The following is a 25,301-nucleotide window of genomic DNA, read 5'->3' as shown; positions in this document are numbered from 1 at the left end:
GTGCCCTGCTGGGCCCTTAGATATCGAGGAACCTGACGTCCTTGGCGTTCTGCTGGATGAAGTTACGGCGTGATTCAACGTCCTCGCCCATCAACACGGAGAAGGTCTGGTCGGCTGCCAATGCGTCGTCCATGGTTACCTGCAACAACGTGCGGCGACCCGGATCCATGGTGGTATCCCACAGCTCGGTGTAGTCCATTTCACCGAGGCCCTTGTAGCGCTGGATGCCGTTGTCCTTGGGGAGGCGCTTGTTCATGGCGGCACCCTTGCGGATGGTCTCGTCGCGCTCACGATCGCTGTAGACGTAGTCGTGCGCGGCATTGGACCACTTGATCCGGTACAGCGGCGGCTGGGCCAGGTACACATAACCGTTCTCGATGAGCGGGCGCATGTAGCGGAACAGCAACGTCATCAACAGGGTGGTGATGTGCTGGCCGTCAACGTCAGCATCGGCCATCAACACGATCTTGTGGTAGCGGAGCTTGGAGATGTCGAAGTCTTCGCCGATTCCCGTGCCGAATGCGGTGATCATGGACTGGACTTCAGCGTTACCCAAAGCTTTGTCCAGGCGTGCGCGCTCCACATTCAGGATCTTGCCACGCAGCGGCAGGATCGCCTGGGTTTCGGGGTTGCGCCCACGCTTGGCCGAACCGCCGGCCGAGTCACCCTCAACGAGGTAGACCTCGCAGCGCGAAGGATCCTTCGACGAGCAGTCAGAGAGCTTACCGGGCATACCGAAGGACTCAAGCGGGCTCTTTCGGCGGGCATTGTCGCGCGCCTTCCGGGCGGCCATGCGGGCCTGGGCGGCTGAAATGGCCTTGCGGATAACGTCGCGGGCCGGGCCCGGGTTCCGTTCCAGCCAGTCACCCAGCTGGTCAGTAACCACGCGCTGGACAAAGCCCTTGACCTCGGAGTTGCCCAGCTTGGTCTTGGTCTGGCCTTCGAACTGCGGTTCAGCAAGCTTTACCGAAATCACCGCAGTCAGGCCTTCGCGGATGTCATCACCGGTAAGGTTGTCTTCCTTTTCCTTGATGATGCTCTTCTCGCGCGCATAGCGGTTGATCAGCGATGTCATCGCGGCACGGAAGCCTTCTTCGTGCGTTCCGCCCTCGTGGGTGTTGATCGTGTTCGCGTACGTGTGGACACTTTCCGAATAAGCGGTGGTCCACTGCATGGCAACCTCGACGGCGATGTGCCGCTCAGTGTCCTCGGTTTCGAAAGCGATGACGTCCTCGTGGACGATCTCGACCTTCTTGTTCGAGTTGAGGTGCTTGACGTAGTCCAGCAAGCCGTCCGGGTACTCGTAGACAACCGTGCGGTGCTCGGCTGCAACTTCGCCTTCGGTGGCTACTGCGTCCAGGTCAAGGTCGTCATCGCCATCGCGGTTGACCGGACGCTCGTCAGTCAACGTGATCCGCAGGCCCTTGTTGAGGAAGGCCATCTGCTGGAAACGTGCGCGAAGAGTCTCGAAGTCGAACTCAGTGGATTCGAAGATCGTTCCGTCCGGGTAGAACGTCTGGGACGTTCCGGTACGCTCGGTTTCTTCTCCCTTGACGAGTTCGCCCTGGGGCTTGCCGCCATCGGCGAAGGTCATCCGCCACACGTGGCCCTGGCGGCGCACTTCCGTGTCCACACGACGGGAAAGGGCGTTCACAACCGAAATGCCGACACCGTGCAGACCACCGGAAACCGCGTACCCACCACCGCCGAACTTGCCGCCAGCGTGCAGGATGGTCATGACTACTTCAACCGTGGGCTTACCCTCGGTGGGGTGGATATCCACGGGAATGCCGCGGCCATCATCGACCACCTGCACACCGCCGTCAGCGCGGAGCGTTACTTCGATATGGCTGCAGTAACCGGCCAGGGCCTCGTCAACAGAGTTGTCCACCACTTCATAGACCAAGTGGTGCAGGCCGCGGGGACCGGTTGAACCGATGTACATACCGGGGCGTTTGCGCACGGCTTCGAGGCCTTCCAGCACGGTGATGTCGCTGGCACCGTACTCCCTGGGGGCCTCCGCAGGCGTATCAGGCGTGGGAACAGTCTCCTCTTGGGGCTCTACTGCCAAGGTCTCTGCATTGTCGTTAGCCACAGGCGCTTTCGACTCCTCTGTACTCGATGTCGGCCGTTCCCGCAGCTGCCCGCGGCGAACCGCGGCCGCCAACGGGCACGTGACTGATTGCGCCGATTACTCCGACGACGGGGGTTCCCAACTGCCACAGGAGTGGATTCGGGATCCGACGACGTTTCACCGGCGCTCAGTGATCTACGCCAATTCTATCGTGGAAACCCGTGAATCCTTGCAAATACGGGGGCAGCCCAGAGCTGAATATGCCGATGGGAGGCCGCTGGCCCTATCTGCAATGGCCCTGCGGAGGTCCCGATGGGTGCCTATACGACCCGGGGGCGTTGAAACGCCCTGCACGCCGTTCAGCCGTAGGTATCCCGGGGGCCGCGGCCGTTGACACTGCGCCCGCCTTTTCGCCAACTTGGAGCTGATGGCCCCAGTACCTGGATGCTGGTGACCACCCCTTCACCCAGCTCATTCCGGAACATCTCCAGGAGGCTGGTACTGAGCAACCGCAACTGCGTGGCCCATGCCGTTGAGTCACAGCGGACATGCAGCGTGGTGTCGGTGAAACTCTCCGGGGTGCAGTGGGCGGAGATGTCCGACCCAACCAACGTTTCCCATTCGGCCATGACGGAACCGACGGCAACAGGAGAAGTCCAACCCCGTTCCGCCACAAGCCTTCCCACAACATTGCCCAAGCCCAAGGGGTCGCGGCCGCTGCCATGAAACTGCGCAAAACCCCGGGTATCCCGCAGACCCTTGCGTTTGGGAGCAGATCCGGGCCTGGGGGCACGCAGCCTTACTTCACCTCGGGCCGCGGCTGCTTCACGCATGCGGTTCAGCGCCGCCTGGGCAGCATCAATTTCGTCCGGATCCCGGCCCGGTTGCAGTCCTTCGGGACTATCCTTCGCCATCGATGCCTCCCGGAACAACGGTTACGCGCCGTCCGGCCAGCTCCTCAGGGATATCGGCATCGACGGCGGCAGTCACCAGAACCTGTTCGGCGCCGGCCACTATTGCAGCCAGTTTACGCCGCCTCTGCACGTCCAATTCGGCAAAAACATCGTCCAGAATCAGGATCGGCGCAGTTCCACCAGTCCGGGCATCGTCCAACATGACGTAGTAGGAAGCGAGGCGCAAGGACAGGCACATGGACCACGTTTCGCCGTGGGAGGCATAGCCCTTGGCTGGAGCCTGTCCCAGGACGAGTTCCAACTCGTCGCGGTGCGGGCCAACAAGCGAGATGCCCCGCTCAAGTTCCTTTTTCCGCGAGGCTGCGAAGGCCTGGACATAGCGTTCGGTGAGTTCGTCGACGGACAGCAGCCTGAGGTCCTCAACCGACGGCGAAGGTTCCGTTCCGTAGTCGGCCGGACCGCCGTCGTCGTCCAGGATGTCCTGGATGGTGGAGCGGTAAACCGCCCCGGCGTCCTTGGAACCATCCGTGAGTTGGGCGTAGGCGCTGTTCAGGTGCGGACGCAACCGCTCCACCAACTCCAGCCGGGCGTGCAGCAGTTCGGCCCCGGCCTTGGCCATGTGTTGGTCCCACACATCCAGGGTTGCTTCATGACCCGCAGTGAATTTGCCTGCACGGGCCGATTTCAACAGGGCGTTCCGCTGTTTCAGGACGCGGTCGTAGTCACTGCGGGTGGCAGCATGGCGGGGTACCAGGCTGACCAGCAGTTCATCGAGGAAGCGCCGGCGGTTGGAGGGGTCCCCCTTCACCAGTGCCAGGTCCTCGGGCGCGAACAGCACCGTGTGGCAAATGCCCAGGATGTCCCGTGCGCGCACCGGGTTTCCCCGGTTGATGCGTCCCCGGTTGGCGCGCCCGGCATTGATTTCAAGCTCGATGACCGTCGCTTGCTCACCACGGACCAAACGGGCCCGGATCAATGCGCGTTCTGAACCAAAACGAAGCAATGGCGCGTCTGTGCTGACACGGTGCGAGCTCAGGGTAGCCAAATAGCCGATGGCTTCCATGAGGTTTGTCTTGCCGATGCCGTTGGAACCCACCAGCACGGTGACACCGGGACCCAGTTTCAGGTCTACCTGTGCGTAGCTGCGGAAATCAGTCAGCGAAAGATGTTCGAGGTACACGCCGTTTGCAGGACTCCTGCGGCCTAGTTGGCCGGACGGGTGGCGTGTCCGCCGAACTGGTGACGCAGGGCGGAAACCATTTTCATGGCCGGTGAGTTGTCTTCGCGCGAAGCAAAGCGTGCAAAGAGCGCAGCCGTGATGGCCGGTGCCGGAACAGCATTGGCGATGGCTTCTTCCACGGTCCAGCGGCCCTCGCCGGAATCTTCGACGTAGTCGTCGATGGAGGCCAGCCCCGGATCTTCGTCGAGTGCCTTCACCATGAGGTCCAGGAGCCAGGACCGGACAACCGTTCCCTTTTGCCATGCGCGGAACGTTCCGGGAAGGTCCTTGACGATGTCCTTTGCGGCGAGGAGTTCATATCCCTCGGCATAGGCCTGCATCAAGCCGTACTCGATGCCGTTGTGCACCATCTTGGCGTAGTGGCCGGCGCCAACGCCGCCAACGTGGACAAAGCTGTCGGCCCGATCGCCTTCAGGACGAAGAGCGTCGAAGACCGGCATGGCAAGTTCGATGTCTTCGTCAGCTCCACCAGCCATGAGGCCGTAACCGTTCTGGAGACCCCAGACGCCGCCGGAAACACCGCAGTCAGCGAAGCGGATGCCCTTTTCGGCCAGCGCGGCCGCGTGCTTCTGGTCTTCGGTGAAACGTGAATTTCCGCCGTCGATCACAATATCGCCGGGGCTCAGTTTCCCGCCGAGTTCCGTCACGACCGCGTCAGTGATCTCCCCTGAGGGAACCATGACCCACACGAGCCGCGGAGTAGGAAGGGCGGCAATGAGCTCGTCGACCGAAGCGGCATCGGTGACCTCGGGATTCCGGTCGAAGCCTGTGACCTCGATGCCGCCTTTCCGCATGCGTTCCCGCATGTTGAAACCCATTTTTCCAAGGCCGATCAATCCGATGTGCACAGTGCGAACTCTTTTCTGCGAAAGCGGGGCGGGTTTTGCCGATTAGTTGGGAAGGCGGACCGGCATCACGAGGTAGCGGTAGTCGTCCTGGTCTTCGCCGTCGGCCTCAGCCTGGGCCGTGATCATGGCCGGCTTGGGAGCGGTGGTGAAGGAGAAGCGAACGTACTTGGTCTCGATGACGCTCAAACCTTCAACGAGGTAGTGCGGGTTGAACGCCACGGTGATGTCATCGCCGGACAACTGTGCTTCGAGCTCTTCGGAAGCCTGCGCGTCTTCGCCGGTGCCGGCGTCGAGGTTCAGCAGACCCTGCGTGAAGGCGAGGCGGACGGGAGTGTTGCGCTCTGCAACGAGGGAAACGCGACGTACAGCCTCCACCAATTCCTGGGTCTGGACTGTTGCGTGGATCGGGGTAGAGTCCGGGAAAAGTGAGCGGATCTTCGGGTAATCGCCGTCTACCAGGAGAGACGTCGTGGTACGGCCGCCGCTCTCGAAACCAATAAGCCGGCTGTCGTCGTCCGCGAGGGCCAGGTTGATGTCACCGCTGCCGCCCAAGGTTTTGGCGACTTCGTTCAGGGTCTTGGACTTCACGAGTGCGCTGGTTGAGATGCCGGGAGTTACTGGCTTCCACGGCACTTCCCGCATGGCCAACCTGTAGCGGTCCGTAGCCAGGAGCGTGATGAGGTCATCCTCGATTTCCATGCGGACGCCGGTCAGGATCGGCAAGGTGTCGTCCTTGCTCGCAGCGATGATGACCTGGGACACGGCTTGGGCGAAAGCGTCGCCGGGCAAGGTGCCGCTGATGGCCGGCAGCGCAGGAAGGGCCGGGTACTCAGACTCAGGCATTGTGGCCAGGTGGAAGCTGCTTCGACGGCAGGTAAGAGTGACTTTGCTTCCGTCTGTTTCAACCTCGACCGGAGCCGACGGGAGGCTGCGGCAGATGTCTGCCAGGAGGCGTCCGGAAACCAGGATGGTGCCCTCGACGGCGATATCGGCGGGGATTTCCAGACGCGCCGATGTCTCGTAGTCGAAGCTCGAGAGGCTTACGGTTCCCGCCTCAGCTTTGAGGAGGAGGCCGGAAAGCACAGGAACGGGCGGCCGCGGAGACAACGACCGCGCGGTCCACGTAACGGCTTCTGCCAGGACGTCGCGGTCGACTCTGAACTTCACGGAGGGGTGCCGCCTTTCATTGCTGCTGCCATGTAGTAGCCGCGGATTCCTGCTTGGAAACCGCTAAATCTTCGCAGTCCGGCATCGGAACCTGCATGGTCCGCACTCAGCGAACTACAAACAAGACCCAAGGATGGGAGCGCTGCTGACAGCTTAGCCGGAAGATCCGCGATTAACCCATCCCCGATTGCTCCGACCCGTCCTATGTGGACAGCCGCAGGCTGGCCTTGGCCCGGAACTTGGCATGTCCTTCGGACGGTCGGGTGGGTGGCAGAACGAGATTGTTATTTGAGGGATTTCCATTTTTTGGGATTCGTAGTGTTAATAACTGCTGTGGAAACTGTGGATAACCCCATCCTGCGGCGCAGATCCGGGGTTAAGCCCTGTTCATGGACTGTGCGTTAACTGGGTTTTAAACAGGGTGTGGATGGGGACAACTCCAAAGCCGGTTTTTAACGATCCACAGACGGCTTAAGAGTTTTAAGCCCATTAACCGCGCTTGTCCCCTTAAGTATCCACAGGCTTATCCACATGTGCCTGTTAATAAGGTATGTAGTGGCGGACGCGATGTGGATTTCAGGAGTCGCGTTGCTGCTGTTTGATGCGGTTGGTGAGCTCTGTGACCTGGTTGTAGATCACACGACGCTCGGCCATGAGCTCGCGGATCTTGCGGTCGGCGTGGATGACCGTGGTGTGGTCACGTCCGCCGAGCTCCTGCCCGATCTTGGGAAGCGACATATCCGTCAGTTCGCGGCAGAGGTACATCGCGATCTGGCGTGCGGTCACCAGGGTGCGGGTACGGGACTTGCTGCAGAGCTCTTCCATGCTGAGCTTGAAGTAGTCAGCAGTCTGGTCAAGGATCTGCTTCGCCGTGATCTCCTGGGCGCCGTCGTCGGTAATCAGGTCCTTGAGCACCATCTCTGCGAGGGCGACATCCACCGGTTGGCGGTTCAGACTGGCGAAAGCCGTGACGCGGATCAGTGCGCCTTCAAGTTCGCGGATGTTGCTGGAGATCTTGGACGCGATGTACTCCAAGGCGTCATCGGGAGCCGAGAGGCCTTCGCTCAATCCCTTTTTGCGGAGGATGGCGATACGCGTTTCGAGTTCCGGCGGCTGGATGTCCGTCAGAAGGCCCCACTCGAAGCGGGAAGTCATGCGGTCTTCGAAGCCGGCCAGCATCTTGGGTGGCTGGTCCGAGGTGATGACAACCTGCTTGTTGGCGTTGTGCAGCGCGTTGAACGTGTGGAAGAACTCTTCCTGCGTCCGGTCCTTGCCTGCCAGGAACTGGATGTCATCGATCAGGAGGACATCCACGTTGCGGTACGTGGTCTTGAAGCTGGTGCCCTCGTCATCACGGATGGAGTTGATGAAGTCGTTCGTGAATTCTTCCGAGTTCACGTAGCGGACCCGGATGCCGCTGTAGAGCCTGCGTGCGTAGTGCCCGATCGCGTGCAGCAGGTGCGTCTTGCCAAGGCCCGAGTCGCCGTAGATGAAGAGCGGGTTGTACGCCTTTGCCGGCGCTTCCGCGACAGCGACGGCGGCCGCATGGGCAAACCGGTTCGAGGAACCGATCACGAAAGTGTCGAAGATGTACTTAGGATTCAGGCGGCCGAACTCATGTGAGGTGCTCGGCGGGGTTGGCTGCGGCTTCGGCTCGGCGAAGTCAGGAACGGCGGAAAGCTCGACGGCGGGTTCCGGCTCGGCATGGACGGGTACCAGATCAGTGTCGACATCGATGGCACAGCGGATGTCGTCGGAGAAGACATTGCGCAAGGCGTCATCCAGAGCATCCTTGACCTGTGTCTGGAGGACTTCGCGGGTTAGCTCATTGGGCACGGCCACCAGCAGGGTTGAACCGATAAGGCCTTGGGCCTGGGCGAGAATGACGAAACCACGCTGACGGGGTGTGACCCGGTCGTCCTGTTCCAGGAGGGTTAGCACCCTGCGCCAGGAACTTCCGACAGTGTTGGCGTGGTTGGCTTCGTCTACTGTCATCAATCAGTTCCTAAATACTTGCTTGCCGGCGTTGCTGGCAGCCGAGGTGTCTCAGGCGGGCGCTGGTCCGGGCGTTAATCCACAGAGTTATGCACAGCGGGTGGACAATGGGCTACTGAGCCACTCTAGGGGATGAAATCGCCAGAAGATAGCTGGGAAGTTGCCTGTGGATAATTACACTGTTGTGGTTCTGCAAAACGCTCTGTGAGCCACTTCATCCACAGGCTTGAAGCCGCTGTTGAACACAACTGTGGATAGATGCGCGGCAGGCTCCCGGTTTGACTGTGGGTGCCTTTTTGCCCTAACGTTGTGAAGTCCTTTGTGTCCGCTTTTGAGATCAGTTGTAACCCCGTACGTTCATCGTTCGGAAGGCAACGGCGGCAGGCACATACAAAACTTAGCGTCGGCCAGTTCTTCCCCTTTTTTGATCGGGTGGGCGCACCTTTGATCCACTGGAGTAACTAACGTGAGCAAGCGGACTTTTCAGCCGAATAACCGCCGTCGGGCCAAGAAGCACGGCTTCCGCCTTCGTATGCGCACCCGTGCCGGCCGCGCCATCCTGGCTGCCCGTCGCGGCAAGGGCCGCGTCGAACTGTCGGCGTAAATAACTGACTTGTCGGTCAGGGTCTATTTGCGGGTTCGACGGTGCTAGCCACCCCTAACCGTCTGCGGACGTCTACCGACTTTTCAACAACTGTACGTTCCGGCGTCCGCAATGGACGCCGGAACTTAGTGTTATATACGGCTCCTATCGGAGCCGGGGAGCCGAGTCGAATCGGCTTCATTGTCTCCAAAGCCGTCGGGAACGCCGTGACCAGGAACCTCGTTAAGAGGAGACTGAGAGAAGCAGGCGCACTTTCCTTGCATACGCATGGAACGGGCCTGGCGGTCGTGGTCCGGGCACTGCCCGCAGCTGCAAATGCGAGCTGGGAGCAGTTGCTTTCGGACTACAACGCCGCACTGGCAGTGACGACGAAGCGATTGAGTGGCTCAGTTCCACGCAATGCTTCGACCGAACACAACGGCACCACAACGGAAGGGACACCGCGTGCATGACATAAGCACCGCCGTCGTTCCTTCCTCAAGTGACCCCTCCGGGAAGGTTCCCCGGCGGAGCCTCTCGGCGGCGGTGGGCACATTCCTCTGGGAGCTGCCCCGCAACATCCTGATCATCCTGCTGAAGACATACCGCAAGGTGATCTCACCCCTGTACGGCCAGGTTTGCCGTTTCTTTCCCTCCTGCTCGGCATATGCCTTGGAAGCAGTGACGGTGCATGGCGCCGTGAAGGGTAGCTGGCTGGCAGCCAGGAGGCTCGCCAAATGCCACCCCTGGAACGCCGGTGGAGTGGACCATGTCCCCGCCGGCCATCGTCATTGGCCCGAAGGCCGGACGCCCACAATTGTTGTACTGAACAATCCGGACCAGTTCCTGGCTGCTCAGGCTGATGAAGAAGGCCGCACTGCGGCCTAACGAATAGGGATATCGTATGGACTTCTTTGGAACGATCATGTTTCCGTTCAAGTGGCTGGTGTCAATCATCATGGTTGCCTTCCACGACGGACTGAGCTTCATCGGCTTGCCCGCCGCCAACGGCTGGACGTGGACCTTGTCGATTATCGGCCTTGTGCTGGTGATCCGTGCTGCCCTGATTCCTGTGTTCGTGAAGCAGATCAAGGCGCAGCGCGGCATGCAGCTGCTGCAGCCGGACTTGAAGAAGCTGCAGACCAAGTACAAGGGCAAGACTGATCAGCTCTCCCGCCAGGCCATGGCCCAGGAGCAGATGGCGCTGTACAAGAAGCACGGCACCAACCCGTTCTCGGCATGTTTGCCGATGCTGATCCAGATGCCGTTCTTCTTCGCGTTGTTCCAGGTGCTGTCGGGTATCTCCACCAACGCCAAGGAGGGCCAAGGCGTCGGTGCCATGAGCCACGAACAAGTGGTGCAGTTCGATCAGTCCAGCATCTTCGGCGCGCCTCTGTCAGCATCCTTGCTGCACGGCGGGGCTGGCGGCAATGACGTTACGGTCTGGGTACTTTCGATTGTGATGATCGTGGCCATGACCGCCTCGCAGTTCATCACCCAGAAGCAGATCATGGCCAAGAACATGTCCGAAGAGGCTATGGCCAGCCCGTTCATGCGCCAGCAGAAGATGATGCTCTACATCCTGCCGCTCGTCTTCGGTATCGGTGGCATCAACTTCCCGATCGGTGTCCTGATCTACTGGACCACCACGAACCTCTGGACCATGGGACAGCAGTTCTTCGTCATTCGCCGTATGCCTACCCCGGGCTCACCTGCCGCGAAGGCACTTGAAGAGCGCCGCGCTGCCAAGGGCCTGCCCCCGCTGCTGGGTGGCAAGAAAGCCGCGGACGCCGCTGCCGAAGCCGAAGCTGCTGCAGCCGCCGCAGCCGAAGCCCGTGCCCAGCGCGTCCAGCCACAACGTAAGAACAGGAAGAAGAAGTAATGTCTGCCGAGAGCACTGAAGAAGTTATCGCCGCCGTGACTGAAGAGCAGGATGACTCCCAGGAAGAGACGCAATCCAAGACGGCAAGCCGCTTGGAAGAGGAAGGCGACATCGCCGCCGACTACCTCGAAGAACTTCTTGATATAGCCGACATCGACGGCGACATCGACATTGAGGTCCGGAACGGACGTACTTACATCTCCATCGGAACGGACGAAGAGTCTGCGGCCCTGGACAGCCTGGTGGGGCGCGACGGTGAGGTCCTCGAGGCCCTGCAGGAACTCGCCCGCCTCTCCGTTCTCTCCGCTACCGAGACCCGCTCACGCCTGGTGCTGGACATCAACGGCTACCGCAAGGAGCGCGCAGGCGTTCTCCAGCAGATCGCCGAAGACGCAGTGGCCAAGGTTAAGGCAGACGGCGGTACTGTGGCCCTCGAACCGATGAGCGCTTACGAGCGCAAGATTGTCCATGATGCCGTGGCTGATCTTGGATTCGTCTCCGAGTCCGAAGGCGAAGGCGCTGGCCGTCACATCGTCGTTTCGGCTGACTAGAGCCCATGGTCGAAATCACCGCAGCAGAACTGGCAGCTGCAGAGAAGATCTTTGGGGAGCGCCTGGATCTTGCCAAGCGCTACGTTGAGCACCTGGCCACGTCAGGAACAGAACGTGGGCTGATTGGCCCGCGCGAGGTTCCCCGTTTGTGGAGCAGGCATGTTCTCAACTGTGCAGTAATCGAGTCCGCCATCGCAAGGAACAGCCACGTTGCCGACGTCGGTTCCGGCGCCGGGCTACCTGGTCTCTGCCTTGCCATAGCCCGCCCGGATCTCGAATTGACCTTGATTGAACCCTTGGAACGTCGAGTCATCTGGCTTCAGGAAGTGGTGGATGACCTGGGACTGGACAACGTCACCATCATGCGGACACGTGCCGAGTTGGCCGTAGGCATGGTGGACGCTGACGTCGTCACAGCCAGGGCTGTATCAGCGCTGACCAATCTTGCCGGGCTGACCATCCCGTTGCTTAACGGCAGCGGAGAGGTAGTGGCCATCAAGGGACGCAGTGCTTCTGAAGAGATAGAGAAGGCCGGCAAAGTCATCCGCAAGCTCGGGGGCGTGGAAACGTCTGTCGTGGTTTGCGGGCAGGAGCTGCTGGAAGAACCCACCACTGTGGTGAGGATTATCGTCAAGAAGCACGGAAAGACGGCGTAGATACCGCTTGGTTTCCCGCGTGTCGGCGGCTGAGCGGTTAGGCTAGAGAACGGCAGCAAGCGCCGAATGAGAGTGAGAGTGTGACCAGTGGGCAGTAGTGAAACTTCCACGCAACGGATACCCCCCTTTATGTCCTTGGGGTCCGCGCGGGCCATGGCTACACCCTCTTCGTCTCTCCAGTCCGCGATTGTGCGCACTGATTCAGTTGCAAACGCTGCAGTTTCACGTGAAACCGTCTCAGATGGAGTGCAGAACGTCATGGATTCCATCGATGATTCCAGCCCAATAGCGCGGCAGCTCGCGAATGAAACGCGGCGCCGAGAGCGCTTGATCGGCCGTGAACTTCCCAAGCCGGAAGGGACCCGTATCTTTACGGTTTCCAACCAAAAAGGCGGGGTGGGTAAGACCACTACCACTGTGAACATTGCAGCAGCCCTGGCCTCGGCAGGCCTCAACGTGCTCGTGATCGATATCGATCCGCAGGGAAACGCATCTACGGCCCTGGGTATTGAGCACCATGCAGATGTAGACAGCATCTACGACGTCCTCATCAACGATCTTCCGTTGAAGGAGGTCGTGGCCCCATGCCCCGACATTCCCAACCTCATCTGCGCGCCGGCGACCATTCACTTGGCTGGCGCTGAGATTGAACTCGTTTCGCTGGTGGCCCGTGAGCAGAGGCTCCGGCGTGCCATTGATGTCTATGCCAAGGAACGAGAGAAGAACGGTGAGGGCCGTCTGGACTTCATCTTCATCGATTGCCCTCCCAGCCTGGGTCTGCTCACTGTTAACGCTTTCTGCGCAGCCAGTGAGGTTCTCATTCCCATTCAGTGTGAGTACTACGCCCTTGAGGGACTGAGTCAGCTACTCAAGAACATTGAGATGATCCAGAAACACCTCAATGCTGACTTGGTGGTCTCGACCATCCTGCTCACGATGTATGACGGCAGGACGAACCTTGCCGCACAGGTCGCATCAGAGGTACGCCAGCACTTCCCCCAACAGGTCCTGAGTGCGGTGGTTCCGCGCTCGGTGCGTATCTCTGAGGCGCCGAGCTACCAGCAGACCGTCATGACTTACGACCCTTCATCGAGCGGCGCGCTGTCCTATATGGAAGCCGCAGCCGAAATCGCTGAACGTTAGAATTCTTGAAACACAGCAACAGCCAGGGCAGGTCCGTGCTCGGCTATTCCATCGGAGGGATGAATCAATGAGCGAAAAGCGAAGGGGCCTCGGCAGGGGTCTTGGGGCTCTCATTCCTAGCTCGGCCGCGGCCCAGGGAAATGGCTCAGCGCCGTCCCGCCCCGTGGACCTGTTCTTCCCGGAAGCACGTAAGGCCTCGGAACCGACAGTTGAATCTCCGCGTGAGGAGTCGGTGCCTGCCGATTCAGCGCCGGCAGCTGCGAAGTCATCACCCGCGACGTCAAAAGCCAAGGCCCCTGCGGCGAAGTCACCGGCCAAGAGCGCGTCAGCCAAGACGCCTGCTGCCAAGTCCAGCGCGAAACGTTCTGCCGACGCTGCGTCCACTGCCGTCGAACAGCCCGTGCCTTCTTCAGATGCAGATACTCAGGTTCCCTCAGCTCGTGCAAAGGCTCCCTCGGCACCCCAAAGCAACGACGTCGAGTTGGTGGAGGTTCCCGGGGCTCGGTTCGCTGAGATCCCGGTCGGTGATATCCATCCGAACCGTAAACAGCCCCGCTCCGTCTTCGATGAGGACGACATGGCTGAACTGGTTCACTCCGTTCGGGAAATAGGGGTTCTCCAGCCAATTGTTGTACGAACCTCAACCGAAAAGGGTGGAGAACCGTACGAGCTCGTCATGGGCGAGCGTCGGTGGCGGGCAGTACAGGCCGCAGGGCTGGAAACCATTCCTGCGATTGTCCGGGATACCACGGACGACGACCTTCTCCGTGATGCTCTTCTGGAGAACCTGCACCGTAGCCAACTGAACCCCTTGGAAGAAGCTGCAGCGTATCAGCAGCTCTTGGAGGACTTTGGTACTACGCACGAGCAGCTGGCAGATCGCATCGGCCGCTCACGCCCTCAGGTCTCCAATACACTGCGTCTCCTCAAGCTTCCGCCGTTGGTGCAGCGTCGTGTGGCCGCTGGTGTCCTATCTGCAGGCCATGCACGGGCTTTGCTTGCCCTTCCGGATGCGGCCGCAATGGAGCGCCTGGCGCAGCGTATTGTCGCCGAGGGTATGTCTGTGCGTGCCACCGAAGAGGCAGTGACGCTGTACCAGGATCCCACCACGCCCGCGAAGAGTAGTATTCCCAAGCCTAACGCTCGGCATGAGCGGCTCGATTACCTCGCTTCTTCACTTTCGGACCGTTTGGACACGAATGTGAAGATCACTTTGGGCGCCCGTAAGGGACGAGTAAGCATCGAGTTCGCCAGCGTTGAGGATCTCAACCGTATTATGGATGTTCTGGGTCCGGGCTCTGAAGACTAAGCTAACGCGCAATTACTGAAGGGCTCCACTCATTGAGTGGGGCCCTTCTTCTCTTTCCAGATCAATGTGCCCTTTTGGTGGTTTCTGGCCTTGCACTGTGAGGCACCGTTTCATTCCCGGCGGGCGCGCGGAACGGTTCTCTCGATCCGCCCCGGCGCTGATTGTAGGTGCATTCGCAGTGTCGAGCGTACAAACCCGTGATTCGACTAGGACTAATGTGTTTCACGTGAAACACGCAATGCCGAGGTCCAGGAATCTCCGGCAATCCACTCATATAGATGCCGCCTCCTAGTGTCTCGCGCTGCGGTTAGGCCCTCTCTTTGGGTGTCAGAGCTGTCAGCTCTCTTAGCGGTTGGTCGAAATCATGTTTTGATGTTCGGGATTTCTACCAAGGCTCTTGATTTTGGATGGCCCGGGATTTCATGTGCTCGGACACAGGTTGGTTCCGCCGGTATCTGAAACCACGCCAGATGTTCACGGTGTTTCACGTGAAACCTGCGGCCGTACTGTTCTCCGCGTCGAAATCAGCGCAATACGCCGGAAAATCCCAAAGGCACTCTTCCGGCCATTGGCTACCACTTTCGAGTTGCCCTGGACACAACTGAGGAACGAACCTTACAGCAGCCACCTGCGGCGGAGAATGCCCGAGACGTCCATGCGCACCTGTTTACGGAGATGCGGCGCCTGGAGTGATACATCTTGTACTCTGACATTGCTGGTTTCACGTGAAACACCCAGACTGACCATAGGGCTATGGTCCGCTGGTTTGCCTCCTTGGCTGAGTCGTATCACTGCCTTTGGACCGGGCGTAGGATCCTTCTTATTCGGATCAGGATCAGTCTTATCCCACGCTTCTACCTTCGATATCCCAAGCCGAGGGGGCTCAGTTCCCGTCTGTTTCACGTGAAACATTGCCGTACCCATCTACTAAAACGGAATAGGGTTCGCATTGTCCTCTAAGGAGGTTGCTCCGCATACTCTGGGCCAGAGGAATGTTGCTGGCGTCTGGTCCAAGCGGTCTGTATAACCGTCTTAGCTGCAACCGAACTGTGCCTGAGGGTGTCTGCAGAGCTTGCGACTGCGGACCCGGACTTCGCTGGCCTCGCTGTCTTGGAGTCAAGAGACACTGCTGCAGGGCGCAGGATGACAATAAGCACGGATTGGCCGACCTGTGGCACATAGCCCGGCAGGTCCGGAGAACCAGATTGCTCGCGTCGCACTAAGTGCGAAGCAGCCGCCGTAGCTGGTTGGCGAGGCTGGATGCTCGCATAGTTCCCTGGCTTGGAGCCGAACCAGAGTGTCCTCGGAAGGGCCATTGGCATATTCCGGTGCCATCGTCAGATCAGGAGCAACGCGGCTAAGGTGTGGCAGTGAAGCGCTCGATTGCCCAAATAGTTAGGTGTAGTCCTCAATTGAATGGTTGTCACCGTGCTGTTCAAGCTGTGGAGTCGAGCACCTGGGTAGTAACGGTGTACAGCACCGTGGGTGTGTAGAGTCCTATAGTGATCCAGCGTCTCGGTGATGGCTCAGCCGCGGCCACTCATCTAGCGATGTTGACTACTCCCCCAAAGCTTGGGCTAGCGAGGTCTCGGAGCGTCCATGGGTGTCGGGAGTGTCGAAGGCCCTATGAGCCATGAGCCAGCCCAGGTTGGCACCTTCAGAGGTGAATAACGGGCCTAGGTGGTCTTGGACAACCTATACTTCGTTCCGTCCGTAGGCGTTCTGCTCTGTGCAATCTCATCGTCTCCGCCGTGGGGATTCTGGCTAGGCCGGCAGTATCCGGCATCCGTCCCTACACTCCCCCGTACTACGCACCCTGGATCGCGTACGCTGAGTACGGGGTCGAGGCTTGAATTGGTCGGATGTTGATGACGAATATTGAGCCCGCATGCACACACTATTGTTCTGGCGATTCGACGACTGGCTCTTTAGGAGGCTGAGTAGACGGCTGCCCTACTACGACGCCATCAGCCGGCGCACCTGCAGTCGCTGCATAGGAGCCGTCGTCCCCGACTTGTTTCACGTGAAACGAAGAGAGGACCATTACCTCGTAGTGGTTTAAACCGTCCGTTACAACTGTGCATATCGCAGTGGATAAGCCTGTGGATATCTTTGGGGATAACGTTCGGCCGATGTGGGTCGAACGAGCGAGCGGGTATGACTCGGCGGCTTCCTCAGAGCCCGTCCGCCGGATGGTCTGAAGTGATGTGGCAAGGCCTGTTCTGGGTTTGATTCTGACTGGTAGAAATTGAGCTTCAACAGGGGTTTATGACACGTAAAAGCGCTGTATTCTTGCGCTATTTCGGAACTTTCGAGCCTCAGCAGTTTGGGCCCTTTGCATTAGAATCAACTTCCCCAAAAGATGCCATAGATGTCCCACTGTCTTGGCTCTCTTAGTGGGATGGTGAGATTGAACACCCGCAGTGGATAAGCCTGTGGATAACTCTGTGCATAAGAAGAGGGCTCTCCTGCGGATAACTTGGGAATGATGGCAAGGATCGATCCTGATCCATCCGAGAGCACGACAGAGTTGAGGCCTTCGCCTAGGCCGACGATGGGCGCGGACGGTAGGGTGATCCCCTCACGGTCTCAGCTTGGGATGACAGAACTGGAATGAAGGCCGACACCTGTGGCTGCTGGCGGCGCAATGCGCCGAACGTGCCTAAGATGCCGAGCACCTAGGTGCGTGAATCATCGGATGTTCTGTCACGAATAGCCATAGCGACTGAGATACGAGCTGCCTCATGTTGACGCCCATGCATTCTCCTGGCTCCGCATAAACAGTGCGCCACCTGGAGTCACTGAACGGTGGCCGCAGTCGGTGTGGCGTACGGGCCGAGTAGCTGACAGAGTTCTCCTGCCTCAGCACCCAGAACCCGGGATCAGCCCGGGCAAGTATCTCGTGATCCAATTCGGCCGTCGCAGTAGGCATCGTCGCAGTACGCCTCACGCACAAGGGTTCAGCGAGGAGCCGCTCTGAGTCTACTGAGAGAATATTGGTGCCCTCCGTAGTCTCTGGCTAGAGAGTGTTCTGTGGTTCGGTTTCACGTGAAACGACCCATAGGCAGGCATGCCGTTGGCGTTCCCTCGCGAAGACTTGTCGCCGTTAGCCCACGGGGCAGTGTGCGGAGTCCTGAGGCGCTGCCGGCGTACCGGACAATCGACAGCTGAATACCTGAAATCACATGGCGTAATGTGGACGTGCTGCGATCGTCGACATGGGCTTAGGCCGTCAGGCTGAACAATCTTGCGGTCGGGTGACACGATAATCCTCAAGAGAAGAGGCAATCCCGCCCTTGAGCTACTTCTCGGTGGCTTCGATTCAAAAGGCAAAGCAGCAAGCCCCATGGGCGTTCCGGTCACGCGCCATGCTCCTCATGAGATGCTCGCTCCGCAGCAGCAAGCAGTAAGAGTCCTAACGGCGGCAGTCTTTGGCTGTCTTGCTTGTGATCAGATTCGAGTGTGCTTCCCGGGACACTGGTCGTCGTGAAATTACGGATACGTTTCACGTGAAACAGACATTCCGTGTCTCTGTGGGGTTACCGCGGAGAGGTCTCCTCGGAACGAGTCTGCTTGGAGGTGGAACGTTCTGATGCTTTCGTGAATGGGCCTGGTTTAGAGTCTTGAACCTTCAGTTCGCGGAAGTCGTCTAAAGGGCTACTCCGGGTCATACAAGCGCTTCTACACTAGCCTAGAGGCTGTTGGTCGCAACTCTGCCACTTCATGCCACTTCAGGGCCCTGGCAGCCATGGAAGCACGCCTAGAGCGGACAGCATGCCGCTGCTTCGGAATCTGGTTCGGGAAAGGCCGCGATCGCCTTACAGGGCCGGCTGAGCATCCGGAGCGGCCTCCCTGAGGGCATACGTCCCGGTAGGGGCCGATGAAAGAACTTCCGAAGGCCCATAGCACTGAAGGCGCATACGCGTCTGCTGTGCAGCCGCTGGTACGACTCCTCGCCGACCGCAGCGCATACTTCATCGCTGGGTCCTGAGACATCTACTCCGTCGCGTTTCCGGACGAGACGGTGAATGAATCCACGTGTCGGGATCGGATTCAGTCGCCGTTGGTCTACCCTGTAGTGCTGTCGTAGTGCCATCACCGTGGTGTCGAACGGATCCGATTGGTCTCGTTTCACGTGAAACACCGAGCAGCGGGTGCTGGTCATTTCAGTGCCTGGAGATCGTTTCACGTGAAACAGGAGGACCCCGTCCTACCGAATTCCGAATAGGGACTTCGATTGCCCTCTTGCCCTGTTAAAAGTGGTAGATGTCATTGTGATGCAGGAAGTGGGCTGATCAACTCGCCATAATATCTGAACTAGGGCTTTGAAGGCCGCGCTATTGCCTCGAAAGCTCTGATTCTCAACCCCCTCGACGTCGTCTCCGTAATGGTGCGGCGAGGTACACGTCCCAAATGGGAACTCCGGCCTCTACCAACGAGACGAAGCTGTCGCTCTCTTAGCTGTGCCAAGACGCTGGGTCATCTCAATAGCCCTCCCAGGCCACAACTGGCCCCCTTCGGCCAGGGCGCGGGAATGCTTGCGGCCCGTTGATCTATGGAGGAGCCGTGACCACACCATTCGGGTTGTCTCAGGACTTAGCTCGTGGTCGAATCGGCATCAACTCTGAGCTTCGCGTGCATCATGTTACGCGCACTGTCGGGCGGCGGGTCTATTCGCGCTAACAGACAGAAGAAGTGATGTGGAGGAGGGTCGGGTGGGAAGGGGGCGGTTTGTGGAGGAGGGCCGGGTGGGAAGGGGGCGGTTTGTGGGGAGGGCCGGGTGCGAAGGGGGCGGTTTGTGGAGGAGGGTCCGATGTGAGGGAGGTTTGTGCGATTTCCCCCTACCCCAGGTAGGGAAAGGCGCTAATTCGCCGTCGCGTGCAACAGAATGCTTCCAGTCGACGCACTGGCAGGTATGAGACTAGTAGGGGCTGATCTTCACCAACAACAAAAAAGCCGGCGGTCCCGCGCCCTCTTGGGGAGCGGAACCGCCGGCTGCAGACTATCCGGTTAAGGCGTAAGCCTTAGGACAGGACGTCCGCGAATTCCTTTTCGAAGAACTGCTTCGGCTTGGCGCCGATCACGGTGCTCTTCACTTCTCCCCCGCTGAACAGGTACACAGCAGGAATGGAAGTGATGCCGTACTCGGCAGCGATTGCCGGATTGTCATCGACGTTCAGCTTTACGACGTCAACCTTCTCGCTGTACTCAACGGAGATCTCGTCGAGGATGGGACCGAGTTTGCGGCAGGGGCCGCACCACTCTGCCCAGAAGTCCACGATGACCGGCTTCTCGGAAGCCAGGACATCCGTGCTGAAGCTTGCGTCAGTTACGTCTTTTGCGTTGCTCATAACTTTTCCCTTCGTATGGTTGCTTGGATGCAGCTTAGGAGTGCAGGTCTGCGAGGTAGTGTTCGACGTCGAGGGCTGCGACACAACCGGAACCCGAAGCCGTGATGGCCTGGCGGTAAGTCGGATCGATGACGTCGCCCGCAGCAAACACACCCTTAATGTTGGTCCGCGAACTACGACCCTCAACGGCGATGGTTCCCTCGGGAGTCAGTTCGACTTTGCCCTTGACCAGATCCGTACGTGGATCGTTGCCGATAGCCACGAAAACACCCGTGACTGCGAGCTCGGACTCGGTTCCGTCCACCAGGTTCTTCAGCTTCAGGCCAGTGACCTTATCCTCACCGAGGACGTCTTCAACAGCCGTGTTCCAGACGAACTTGATCTTCTCGTGAGCCTGGGCGCGGTCACCCATGATCTTGGAAGCCTTCAGGGTGTCGCGGCGGTGGACAACGGTGACCGACTTGGCGAACTTGGTGAGGAAGAGTGCTTCTTCCATCGCGGAGTCGCCACCACCGATCACTGCGATGTCCTGATCCTTGAAGAAGAAACCGTCGCAGGTTGCACACCAGCTAACGCCGTGGCCTGAGAGTCGCTTCTCGTTAGTCAGACCGAGTTCGCGGTACGCCGAACCGGTGGACAGGATGATGGCCTTCGCCTGGAAGGTCTCCCCCGTGCCGATGGTGACGGTCTTGATGTCGCCGTCGAGATCCAGCTCGGTGACGTCCTCGAACTGAATTTCAGTGCCGAATCGGGCAGCCTGCTTCTCGAAGTTCTCCATAAGGTCCGGGCCCATGATGCCATCAGGGAATCCCGGGTAGTTCTCAACGTCCGTGGTGTTCATCAGTTCGCCACCGGCAGTGACGGAACCGGCAATGAGCAGAGGCTTCATGTTGGCACGGGCGGTGTAAACAGCGGCTGTGTAGCCGGCGGGGCCTGAACCTACGATGATGACGTCACGCACCTGCGATGCGCTGTTTTCTGCAATGCTCACGTGGCGTGAACCTCTTCCTTAGTCGATGCTGCGGCTTTCGGGGCAGCCACCTGACTCAACCCCTTATGTGTTCCAAATATTCCGTTGGAGTTGGGGACCCTAAAAGCCACCAACATTCAGGGTACCGTCTGGACACCTGCCTTATCGAAGCGGTGACGCTGGCGCAGACAACAGTAAGGGCCGCCCCGACGAATCGAAACGGCCCCTCTGATAACTCCCCGGATGTGACTACTGAACGGAAACTTCAGCGAGCCGGAGCCCGAAGTTGTACTGCGTTTTGGGTGCGGCCAGCTTGGGCAGCGCCTTGATGACAACAATGACGTACTGGGCCTTTGTGGGGCTTGCCAGCGGAATGGTCAGTTCCGGGGAGGTGAAGCTGTTGGTGCCTACGAGCTTGGCGCCATCCATGGCCGGCCGATCGTTGGTGAACACGCTGATGTTTCCACCGGAACCGCCCAGCTGGTTGAGGACCACGGACTTGATATCCGCCGGTTCCTTCAGCTTGATCATGAGCGGCACCTCTTCTGACAGGCCGCCCCAGTTGGCCGAGGCAAACTCCATGTCAGACCAGTAGCTGGCTGCGTTGCCATCGAAAGCCTTGCCGAGGTCCTTATCGAACGTCGCTGCGAACGGGAAGTTGCCGAGGCGGGTGATCTCCTCGATGGCCGGCGGAGCCGCAGGCGGAGCAGTCTCCGTGGGCGGGGGCTCCTCGCTGGTGGACTCCGAGGGCTGCGGCGTGGAGCTGCTCTGCGTGGCAGCAGGCTGGCCGCTGGGCAGGAGACTTCCCAAATTGGTGACCGCGAGGACAAGACCCACGATCAAGACGGCGGCAAGGAGGCCGCCCACGAGCCAGCGCAGCGACCGAGGCTCCTTTTCGGGAGCCTCTTCCTCATAAACGTCGTCTTCGTCTGAGTAATCCTCTGTGACAGCCGACGACGCCGGGAAGCTGCTTGCCGCCCGGTCGTAGCCTGATTCGCCGCTTCGGTTGGAAGCCGCGGTGCCCGCAGCAGACGCGCCACCGGCCGCGGCGCCACTCTCCGCGTAGCCGTAGTCTTCCTCTGACCAGAGGGACACCTTGGGTTCGCGGGCCTGTTCGCGGCCGGGAGCTGCCTGCGACGAAACAGCCTCCGACGAAACAGCCTGCGTGGGCGTCTCAGCGGCCGGAGCGGGCGTGGCAGCTGCCGACGAGCCGGCGGTAGCACCGGCGTCGTTGTTGTTCTTCGAACCGGCGTTCTTCTTCAGCGCGGAAGCGGCGGCAACACCTGCTGCACCGGCCCCGGCGGCGGCAGCTGCGAGCTTGCCCGCGATGCCGCTCTTGGCGGACGACGGATTGGACGCCGGCATCGGCGGCACGTAGGGTGCGCTGCGTGCGGGTGCGGCAGGCTCAGGTTCATCATCCGACTCGGGGGTGATGGCATAGCCGTTTTCGTCGTACTGGATGTACTCGGCCTCGTGCTCGTCGTCCTCGTAAAGGCCGTCGTAGGTTTCCGGCTCATAGGTGCGCGCCTGGCCGAAGATCTCACTGCCCAGAGTCTCTGTGAAGAACGGTTCGATGTAGGGCGGGTTGGTAGCCACCACCAGGTCCAGCAGATCCGGTGCGGTGCTGTGGTTGGTGATCAGGTACGTGGTGTTTTCGCTGATGCCGAGGTCCAGGATCTGGACGTGCCCGGGGCGCTCCCCTGTGGCCACTTCGCGGGCGCTCTGGGCAACCTGTTCGGCGTTTCCGGGACCGGCAACAAGGATGCTCACGGGACGGTTGAGGACCTGGTCCACGCCGTCGAGCACCTGATCTTGGTCATGCGAGGTCAACACATTGGCCGTGACCTTGTAGCGGCCGCCAAGTACTGATCCGACGTCGATCGGGTGGGACACGTGTTCCTCCTAGGCTGTCCGGGAGCTGCGGGTCCTGCATACGGCCGGCCCGGCTAGCCGGTTCCACCGCTTTTGCAACTACCTATATTCGTTTCTAGCCTAGCGGATTCAGTGCCGCCGCCCATGTTGGCGGCACCGGCTCACTTCCTGCGGTTTCGCGGAACAGGGAAGTACGGATTGCGTCCGGCCTCGCCTTGGTACGTCCGGCGGCCCGGAAGCGGTACCGATGGGCGGAACCTGCCGCCCTGCGCTGTGCTCGGTTCGTCTTCCTCCGGAAGATACACCTTGGGTGCATCCGGCTGGTCCGGTGCGGGTTCGGGGGCGCGCTGGGGAGCCACTGCGGGTCCGGCGCGGAAGGACGCGGCGTCGAACTCGCCGGAGATACGCGGGATCAAGCCGGTATCGTCCGAGACCGTGGCGCGCGCCGCCGTCGTAGGTTCTGCGGGGGCGCCAGCAGGCACGGGCGTGCCGCGGCCCAAGCGGCTCATCAGCGGACGCAGGAGGTCACGAAGTTCGGTGACGTGGAAAACGCGAAGCAGGACAAGGTAGGCCAGCAGCATGACGGGTCCGACGACGGCCACCGTCACCAAGGCGGCCGGGCGGCTGCTCCACGCGAAACCGTCAGAACGGTAACTGCCAAGCAGCCACAGTGCGAGTGCGCCGGCCAGGGCGGAGCCCAGCCCCGCGTAGCCCATGCGGATGTACGAATTGGCGATCCGGGGACCGTCCAGGTGCCCCAGCAGGCGGCGCAGGAACACCACGCTGATCACGACGGACAGGATGTTGCCCAGCATGTACAGGATGGCGATCGCGTAGATGATCTGGCCGACGGGGAGGAACTGGATGAAGAAGGCACCCACAACGTAGATGACGGCCAGCCACAACTGGACATACAGGGGCGTACGGGCGTCCTCGTTGGCGTAGAACACGCGGGACATCATGAAGTTTGCGCTCAGGAACGGGGTGCTCAGGGCAAGGATGGTGAGTGTCTGCGCCAGCATCACGCCGTCTTGCCTTTCACCACCGGAGAAGAACATGCCCAGCGGCCCCGCCAATGCGAACAGCGCCAGGGCGCCGAAGACCGTGGCAACAGCCATGGTGCGGAGGCCATGCGAGAGGGCGTCGCGAAGCTCGGCTTTGTTGCCGTCCTGCGAAGCGCGTGTCATGCGGTTGAAGAGGACCGTGGCCAGGGACAAAGCGATGATTGAGTGCGGTAGCAGGTACAGCTGGCTGGCCACCTCCAGGACGGCGTTGCCTGGCAGGACAGCGGCAGCCGCCCGGTCTCCGGCGTTGTCCAGGCGGAGGCGCTCGGCGCCGGGGATCGTGGCGATCCTCATGACGTACAGGAACGCCAGCTGCCCGACGGCGGCAGTCGCCAGTGTCCAAACGCTCAGCTTGGCCGCCTGGCCGAGTCCAACGCCGCGCCAACCAAAGCGGGGACGCAGGCCAAGGCGCAGCTTGAAGACCGGGATCAGCAGGATGGCGGTTTGGGCCACCACGCCGAAGGTGGAGAAGCCGGCGAGGAGGAACGTTTGGGTTGGCCCCCAGTTGTCCAGAGTGTGGGGGTTTACGATGTTGGCGCCGAGGATCCAAATGAACAGTCCCAGGCCGGCAATGGCCACGAGGTTGTTGAGGATGGGGGCCCACATGGCGGGCCCAAAAGCCCCGTGGGCGTTGAGGACCTGCGTGAGCAGGGCATACAGCCCGTAGAAGAAGATCTGGGGCAGGCACCAGAGGGCGAAGGTGACCGCCAGGGCCTTCTGCTGCTCGGAGTATCCCTGGGTGGTGAGGTCGATGACGAGCGGCGCCGCGAGGGTCACCAGGGCCGTGAGTGCCAGAAGCACCAGCACAGCCAGCGTCAGGAGCCTGCTGATGTAATCCGCGCCCCTGTCCGGAGCCTTGCTGGCCTTGATGATCTGCGGAACCAGGACGGCGTTGAACACGCCGCCTGCTACCAGCAGGAAGATCAGGTTTGGCAGGTTGTTCGCGTTAATGAACGTGTCATTGACCGTGGAACCCAGGCCGAGGGCGGCACCGAGCATCCAGGTTTTGGCGAAACCAAGGAACCGGGAAACGAGCGTCCCTGCGGCCATGATGGCGCTGGAACGTGCTTCTCCGGATTGAACGGACTGGGTTGTTTTGGCTTCAGACATCGCCTTTATCGTCCCATGTACCCGGGTCAGAGGTGTTCGGGCAGCACTTCCCGTGCCAGGTCGGCGATGCGGCGTTCGTTCGGGAAGGACAACTTTCGGGCCAATTCCTGGATGGGAACCCACGCAGCATCCACGGCTTCCTGGTCCGGATCATTCTCGATGGTCAGCTCGCCACCGGTTGCCCTGAGCAGGAAGTGGTGCACCGTTTTGTGGACGCGGTGGCCGCTCACAGTGAACCAGTAGTCGATGCTGCCAAGCGGTGCCAGGATGCTGCCTTCGATCCCGGTTTCCTCGGCGATCTCGCGTACAGCAGCTTCCTCGTTATTCTCCCGGCCTTCCGGATGGCCCTTCGGCAGGCACCACTCAAGCCGGCCACCCCTATTAAGGCGGGCGATGATCGCAACCCGGAGTTCGCCGTCGGACGTGTCAACTACGACACCACCGGCGGACACTTCCTCAACCGTCGGAAGCGAGGCCTGCACCGGGTGCTGCGGGGCAGGCGCGACGTGGGCACCGATTGCCGACGGCAACGGTGCGTTTGTCCTCCTGCCAGGAGCGCTCGGAATCGGGTT

The 25,301-nt window shown here is 60.3% G+C and carries 18 protein-coding genes and 1 pseudogene; 8 read left to right on the top strand and 11 right to left on the bottom strand.

The genetic code is table 11. The annotated features are described in order from the left end of the window. Nucleotides 1–16 precede the first annotated feature (16 nt). The 6 genes and pseudogenes from gyrB to dnaA form a co-directional block, all read right to left on the bottom strand. On the bottom strand, nucleotides 17–2,095 hold the full coding sequence (gene gyrB, locus PYR64_RS19470; protein ID WP_018778477.1) for a DNA topoisomerase (ATP-hydrolyzing) subunit B: 2,079 nt from the start codon (nucleotides 2,093–2,095) through the stop codon (nucleotides 17–19). A gap of 338 nt (nucleotides 2,096–2,433) precedes the next feature. Then, complete coding sequence (locus PYR64_RS19465; protein WP_018778478.1) at nucleotides 2,434–2,988, bottom strand: DciA family protein; 555 nt, start codon at nucleotides 2,986–2,988, stop codon at nucleotides 2,434–2,436. Then, a complete protein-coding gene (gene recF, locus PYR64_RS19460) occupies nucleotides 2,975–4,168 on the bottom strand; it encodes a DNA replication/repair protein RecF (RefSeq protein WP_018778479.1) in 1,194 nt (397 codons plus the stop codon). Before recF ends, PYR64_RS19465 begins: the two co-directional genes overlap by 14 nt. Before the next feature lie 23 nt (nucleotides 4,169–4,191). After that, nucleotides 4,192–5,097, bottom strand: a pseudogene (gnd, locus tag PYR64_RS19455) (phosphogluconate dehydrogenase (NAD(+)-dependent, decarboxylating)); the annotation flags it as partial. 21 nt (nucleotides 5,098–5,118) lie between these two features. Further along, nucleotides 5,119–6,243, bottom strand: a complete 1,125-nt coding sequence (gene dnaN / locus PYR64_RS19450; RefSeq protein ID WP_018778481.1) for a DNA polymerase III subunit beta — start codon at nucleotides 6,241–6,243, stop codon at nucleotides 5,119–5,121. A gap of 576 nt (nucleotides 6,244–6,819) precedes the next feature. After that, on the bottom strand, nucleotides 6,820–8,238 hold the full coding sequence (gene dnaA, locus PYR64_RS19445; RefSeq protein WP_018778482.1) for a chromosomal replication initiator protein DnaA: 1,419 nt from the start codon (nucleotides 8,236–8,238) through the stop codon (nucleotides 6,820–6,822). Between the two features lie 466 nt (nucleotides 8,239–8,704). Here dnaA and rpmH point away from each other — a divergent pair, with 466 nt between their 5' ends. The 8 genes from rpmH to PYR64_RS19405 all read left to right on the top strand — a co-directional run bounded on the left by rpmH (nucleotide 8,705) and on the right by PYR64_RS19405 (nucleotide 14,362). Beyond that, complete coding sequence (gene rpmH / locus PYR64_RS19440) at nucleotides 8,705–8,842, top strand: 50S ribosomal protein L34 (protein WP_011776797.1); 138 nt, start codon at nucleotides 8,705–8,707, stop codon at nucleotides 8,840–8,842. 41 nt (nucleotides 8,843–8,883) lie between these two features. Further along, the gene (gene rnpA / locus PYR64_RS19435) at nucleotides 8,884–9,294 is read left to right on the top strand and encodes a ribonuclease P protein component (RefSeq protein WP_079582047.1); all 411 of its coding nucleotides are present in this window, start codon (nucleotides 8,884–8,886) and stop codon (nucleotides 9,292–9,294) included. Further along, complete coding sequence (gene yidD / locus PYR64_RS19430) at nucleotides 9,224–9,709, top strand: membrane protein insertion efficiency factor YidD (RefSeq protein WP_026267272.1); 486 nt, start codon at nucleotides 9,224–9,226, stop codon at nucleotides 9,707–9,709. Before rnpA ends, yidD begins: the two co-directional genes overlap by 71 nt. 16 nt (nucleotides 9,710–9,725) lie before the next feature. Continuing rightward, a complete protein-coding gene (yidC, locus tag PYR64_RS19425; protein WP_018778484.1) occupies nucleotides 9,726–10,703 on the top strand; it encodes a membrane protein insertase YidC in 978 nt (325 codons plus the stop codon). Then, nucleotides 10,703–11,254, top strand: coding sequence for a R3H domain-containing nucleic acid-binding protein (locus tag PYR64_RS19420; RefSeq protein ID WP_039238989.1), 552 nt, complete (start codon nucleotides 10,703–10,705; stop codon nucleotides 11,252–11,254). The genes yidC and PYR64_RS19420 overlap by 1 nt, the downstream gene beginning before the upstream one ends. 5 nt (nucleotides 11,255–11,259) lie before the next feature. After that, entirely contained in the window at nucleotides 11,260–11,910 is a 651-nt protein-coding gene (rsmG, locus tag PYR64_RS19415) for a 16S rRNA (guanine(527)-N(7))-methyltransferase RsmG (RefSeq protein ID WP_039238988.1), read from the top strand. An 87-nt stretch (nucleotides 11,911–11,997) separates the two neighbouring features. After that, nucleotides 11,998–13,053: a ParA family protein gene (locus PYR64_RS19410; RefSeq protein ID WP_227453619.1), complete on the top strand. Its 1,056-nt coding sequence runs from the start codon at nucleotides 11,998–12,000 to the stop codon at nucleotides 13,051–13,053. 67 nt (nucleotides 13,054–13,120) lie between these two features. Further along, nucleotides 13,121–14,362, top strand: coding sequence for a ParB/RepB/Spo0J family partition protein (locus tag PYR64_RS19405; protein WP_055976717.1), 1,242 nt, complete (start codon nucleotides 13,121–13,123; stop codon nucleotides 14,360–14,362). Between the two features lie 5,024 nt (nucleotides 14,363–19,386). On the opposite strand, the gene trxA is transcribed toward PYR64_RS19405, so the two are convergent. From trxA to PYR64_RS19380, 5 genes are all read right to left on the bottom strand, one after another. Continuing rightward, complete coding sequence (gene trxA / locus PYR64_RS19400) at nucleotides 19,387–19,713, bottom strand: thioredoxin (protein WP_014923339.1); 327 nt, start codon at nucleotides 19,711–19,713, stop codon at nucleotides 19,387–19,389. A gap of 34 nt (nucleotides 19,714–19,747) precedes the next feature. Continuing rightward, nucleotides 19,748–20,704, bottom strand: a complete 957-nt coding sequence (gene trxB, locus PYR64_RS19395; RefSeq protein ID WP_055976720.1) for a thioredoxin-disulfide reductase — start codon at nucleotides 20,702–20,704, stop codon at nucleotides 19,748–19,750. Between the two features lie 228 nt (nucleotides 20,705–20,932). Beyond that, nucleotides 20,933–22,576: a hypothetical protein gene (locus PYR64_RS19390; protein ID WP_055976724.1), complete on the bottom strand. Its 1,644-nt coding sequence runs from the start codon at nucleotides 22,574–22,576 to the stop codon at nucleotides 20,933–20,935. A gap of 140 nt (nucleotides 22,577–22,716) precedes the next feature. Beyond that, nucleotides 22,717–24,729, bottom strand: coding sequence for a murein biosynthesis integral membrane protein MurJ (murJ, locus tag PYR64_RS19385; RefSeq protein WP_055976728.1), 2,013 nt, complete (start codon nucleotides 24,727–24,729; stop codon nucleotides 22,717–22,719). A 26-nt stretch (nucleotides 24,730–24,755) separates the two neighbouring features. Beyond that, the gene (locus PYR64_RS19380; RefSeq protein WP_018778494.1) at nucleotides 24,756–25,259 is read right to left on the bottom strand and encodes an NUDIX hydrolase; all 504 of its coding nucleotides are present in this window, start codon (nucleotides 25,257–25,259) and stop codon (nucleotides 24,756–24,758) included. Nucleotides 25,260–25,301: the final 42 nt, after the last annotated feature.

The sequence above is a fragment of the Paenarthrobacter sp. Y-19 genome (assembly GCF_029223985.1).
GTDB classification, from domain to species: Bacteria; Actinomycetota; Actinomycetes; order Actinomycetales; family Micrococcaceae; genus Arthrobacter; species Arthrobacter nicotinovorans.
This window is presented reverse-complemented; position numbering and strand designations above follow the sequence as displayed.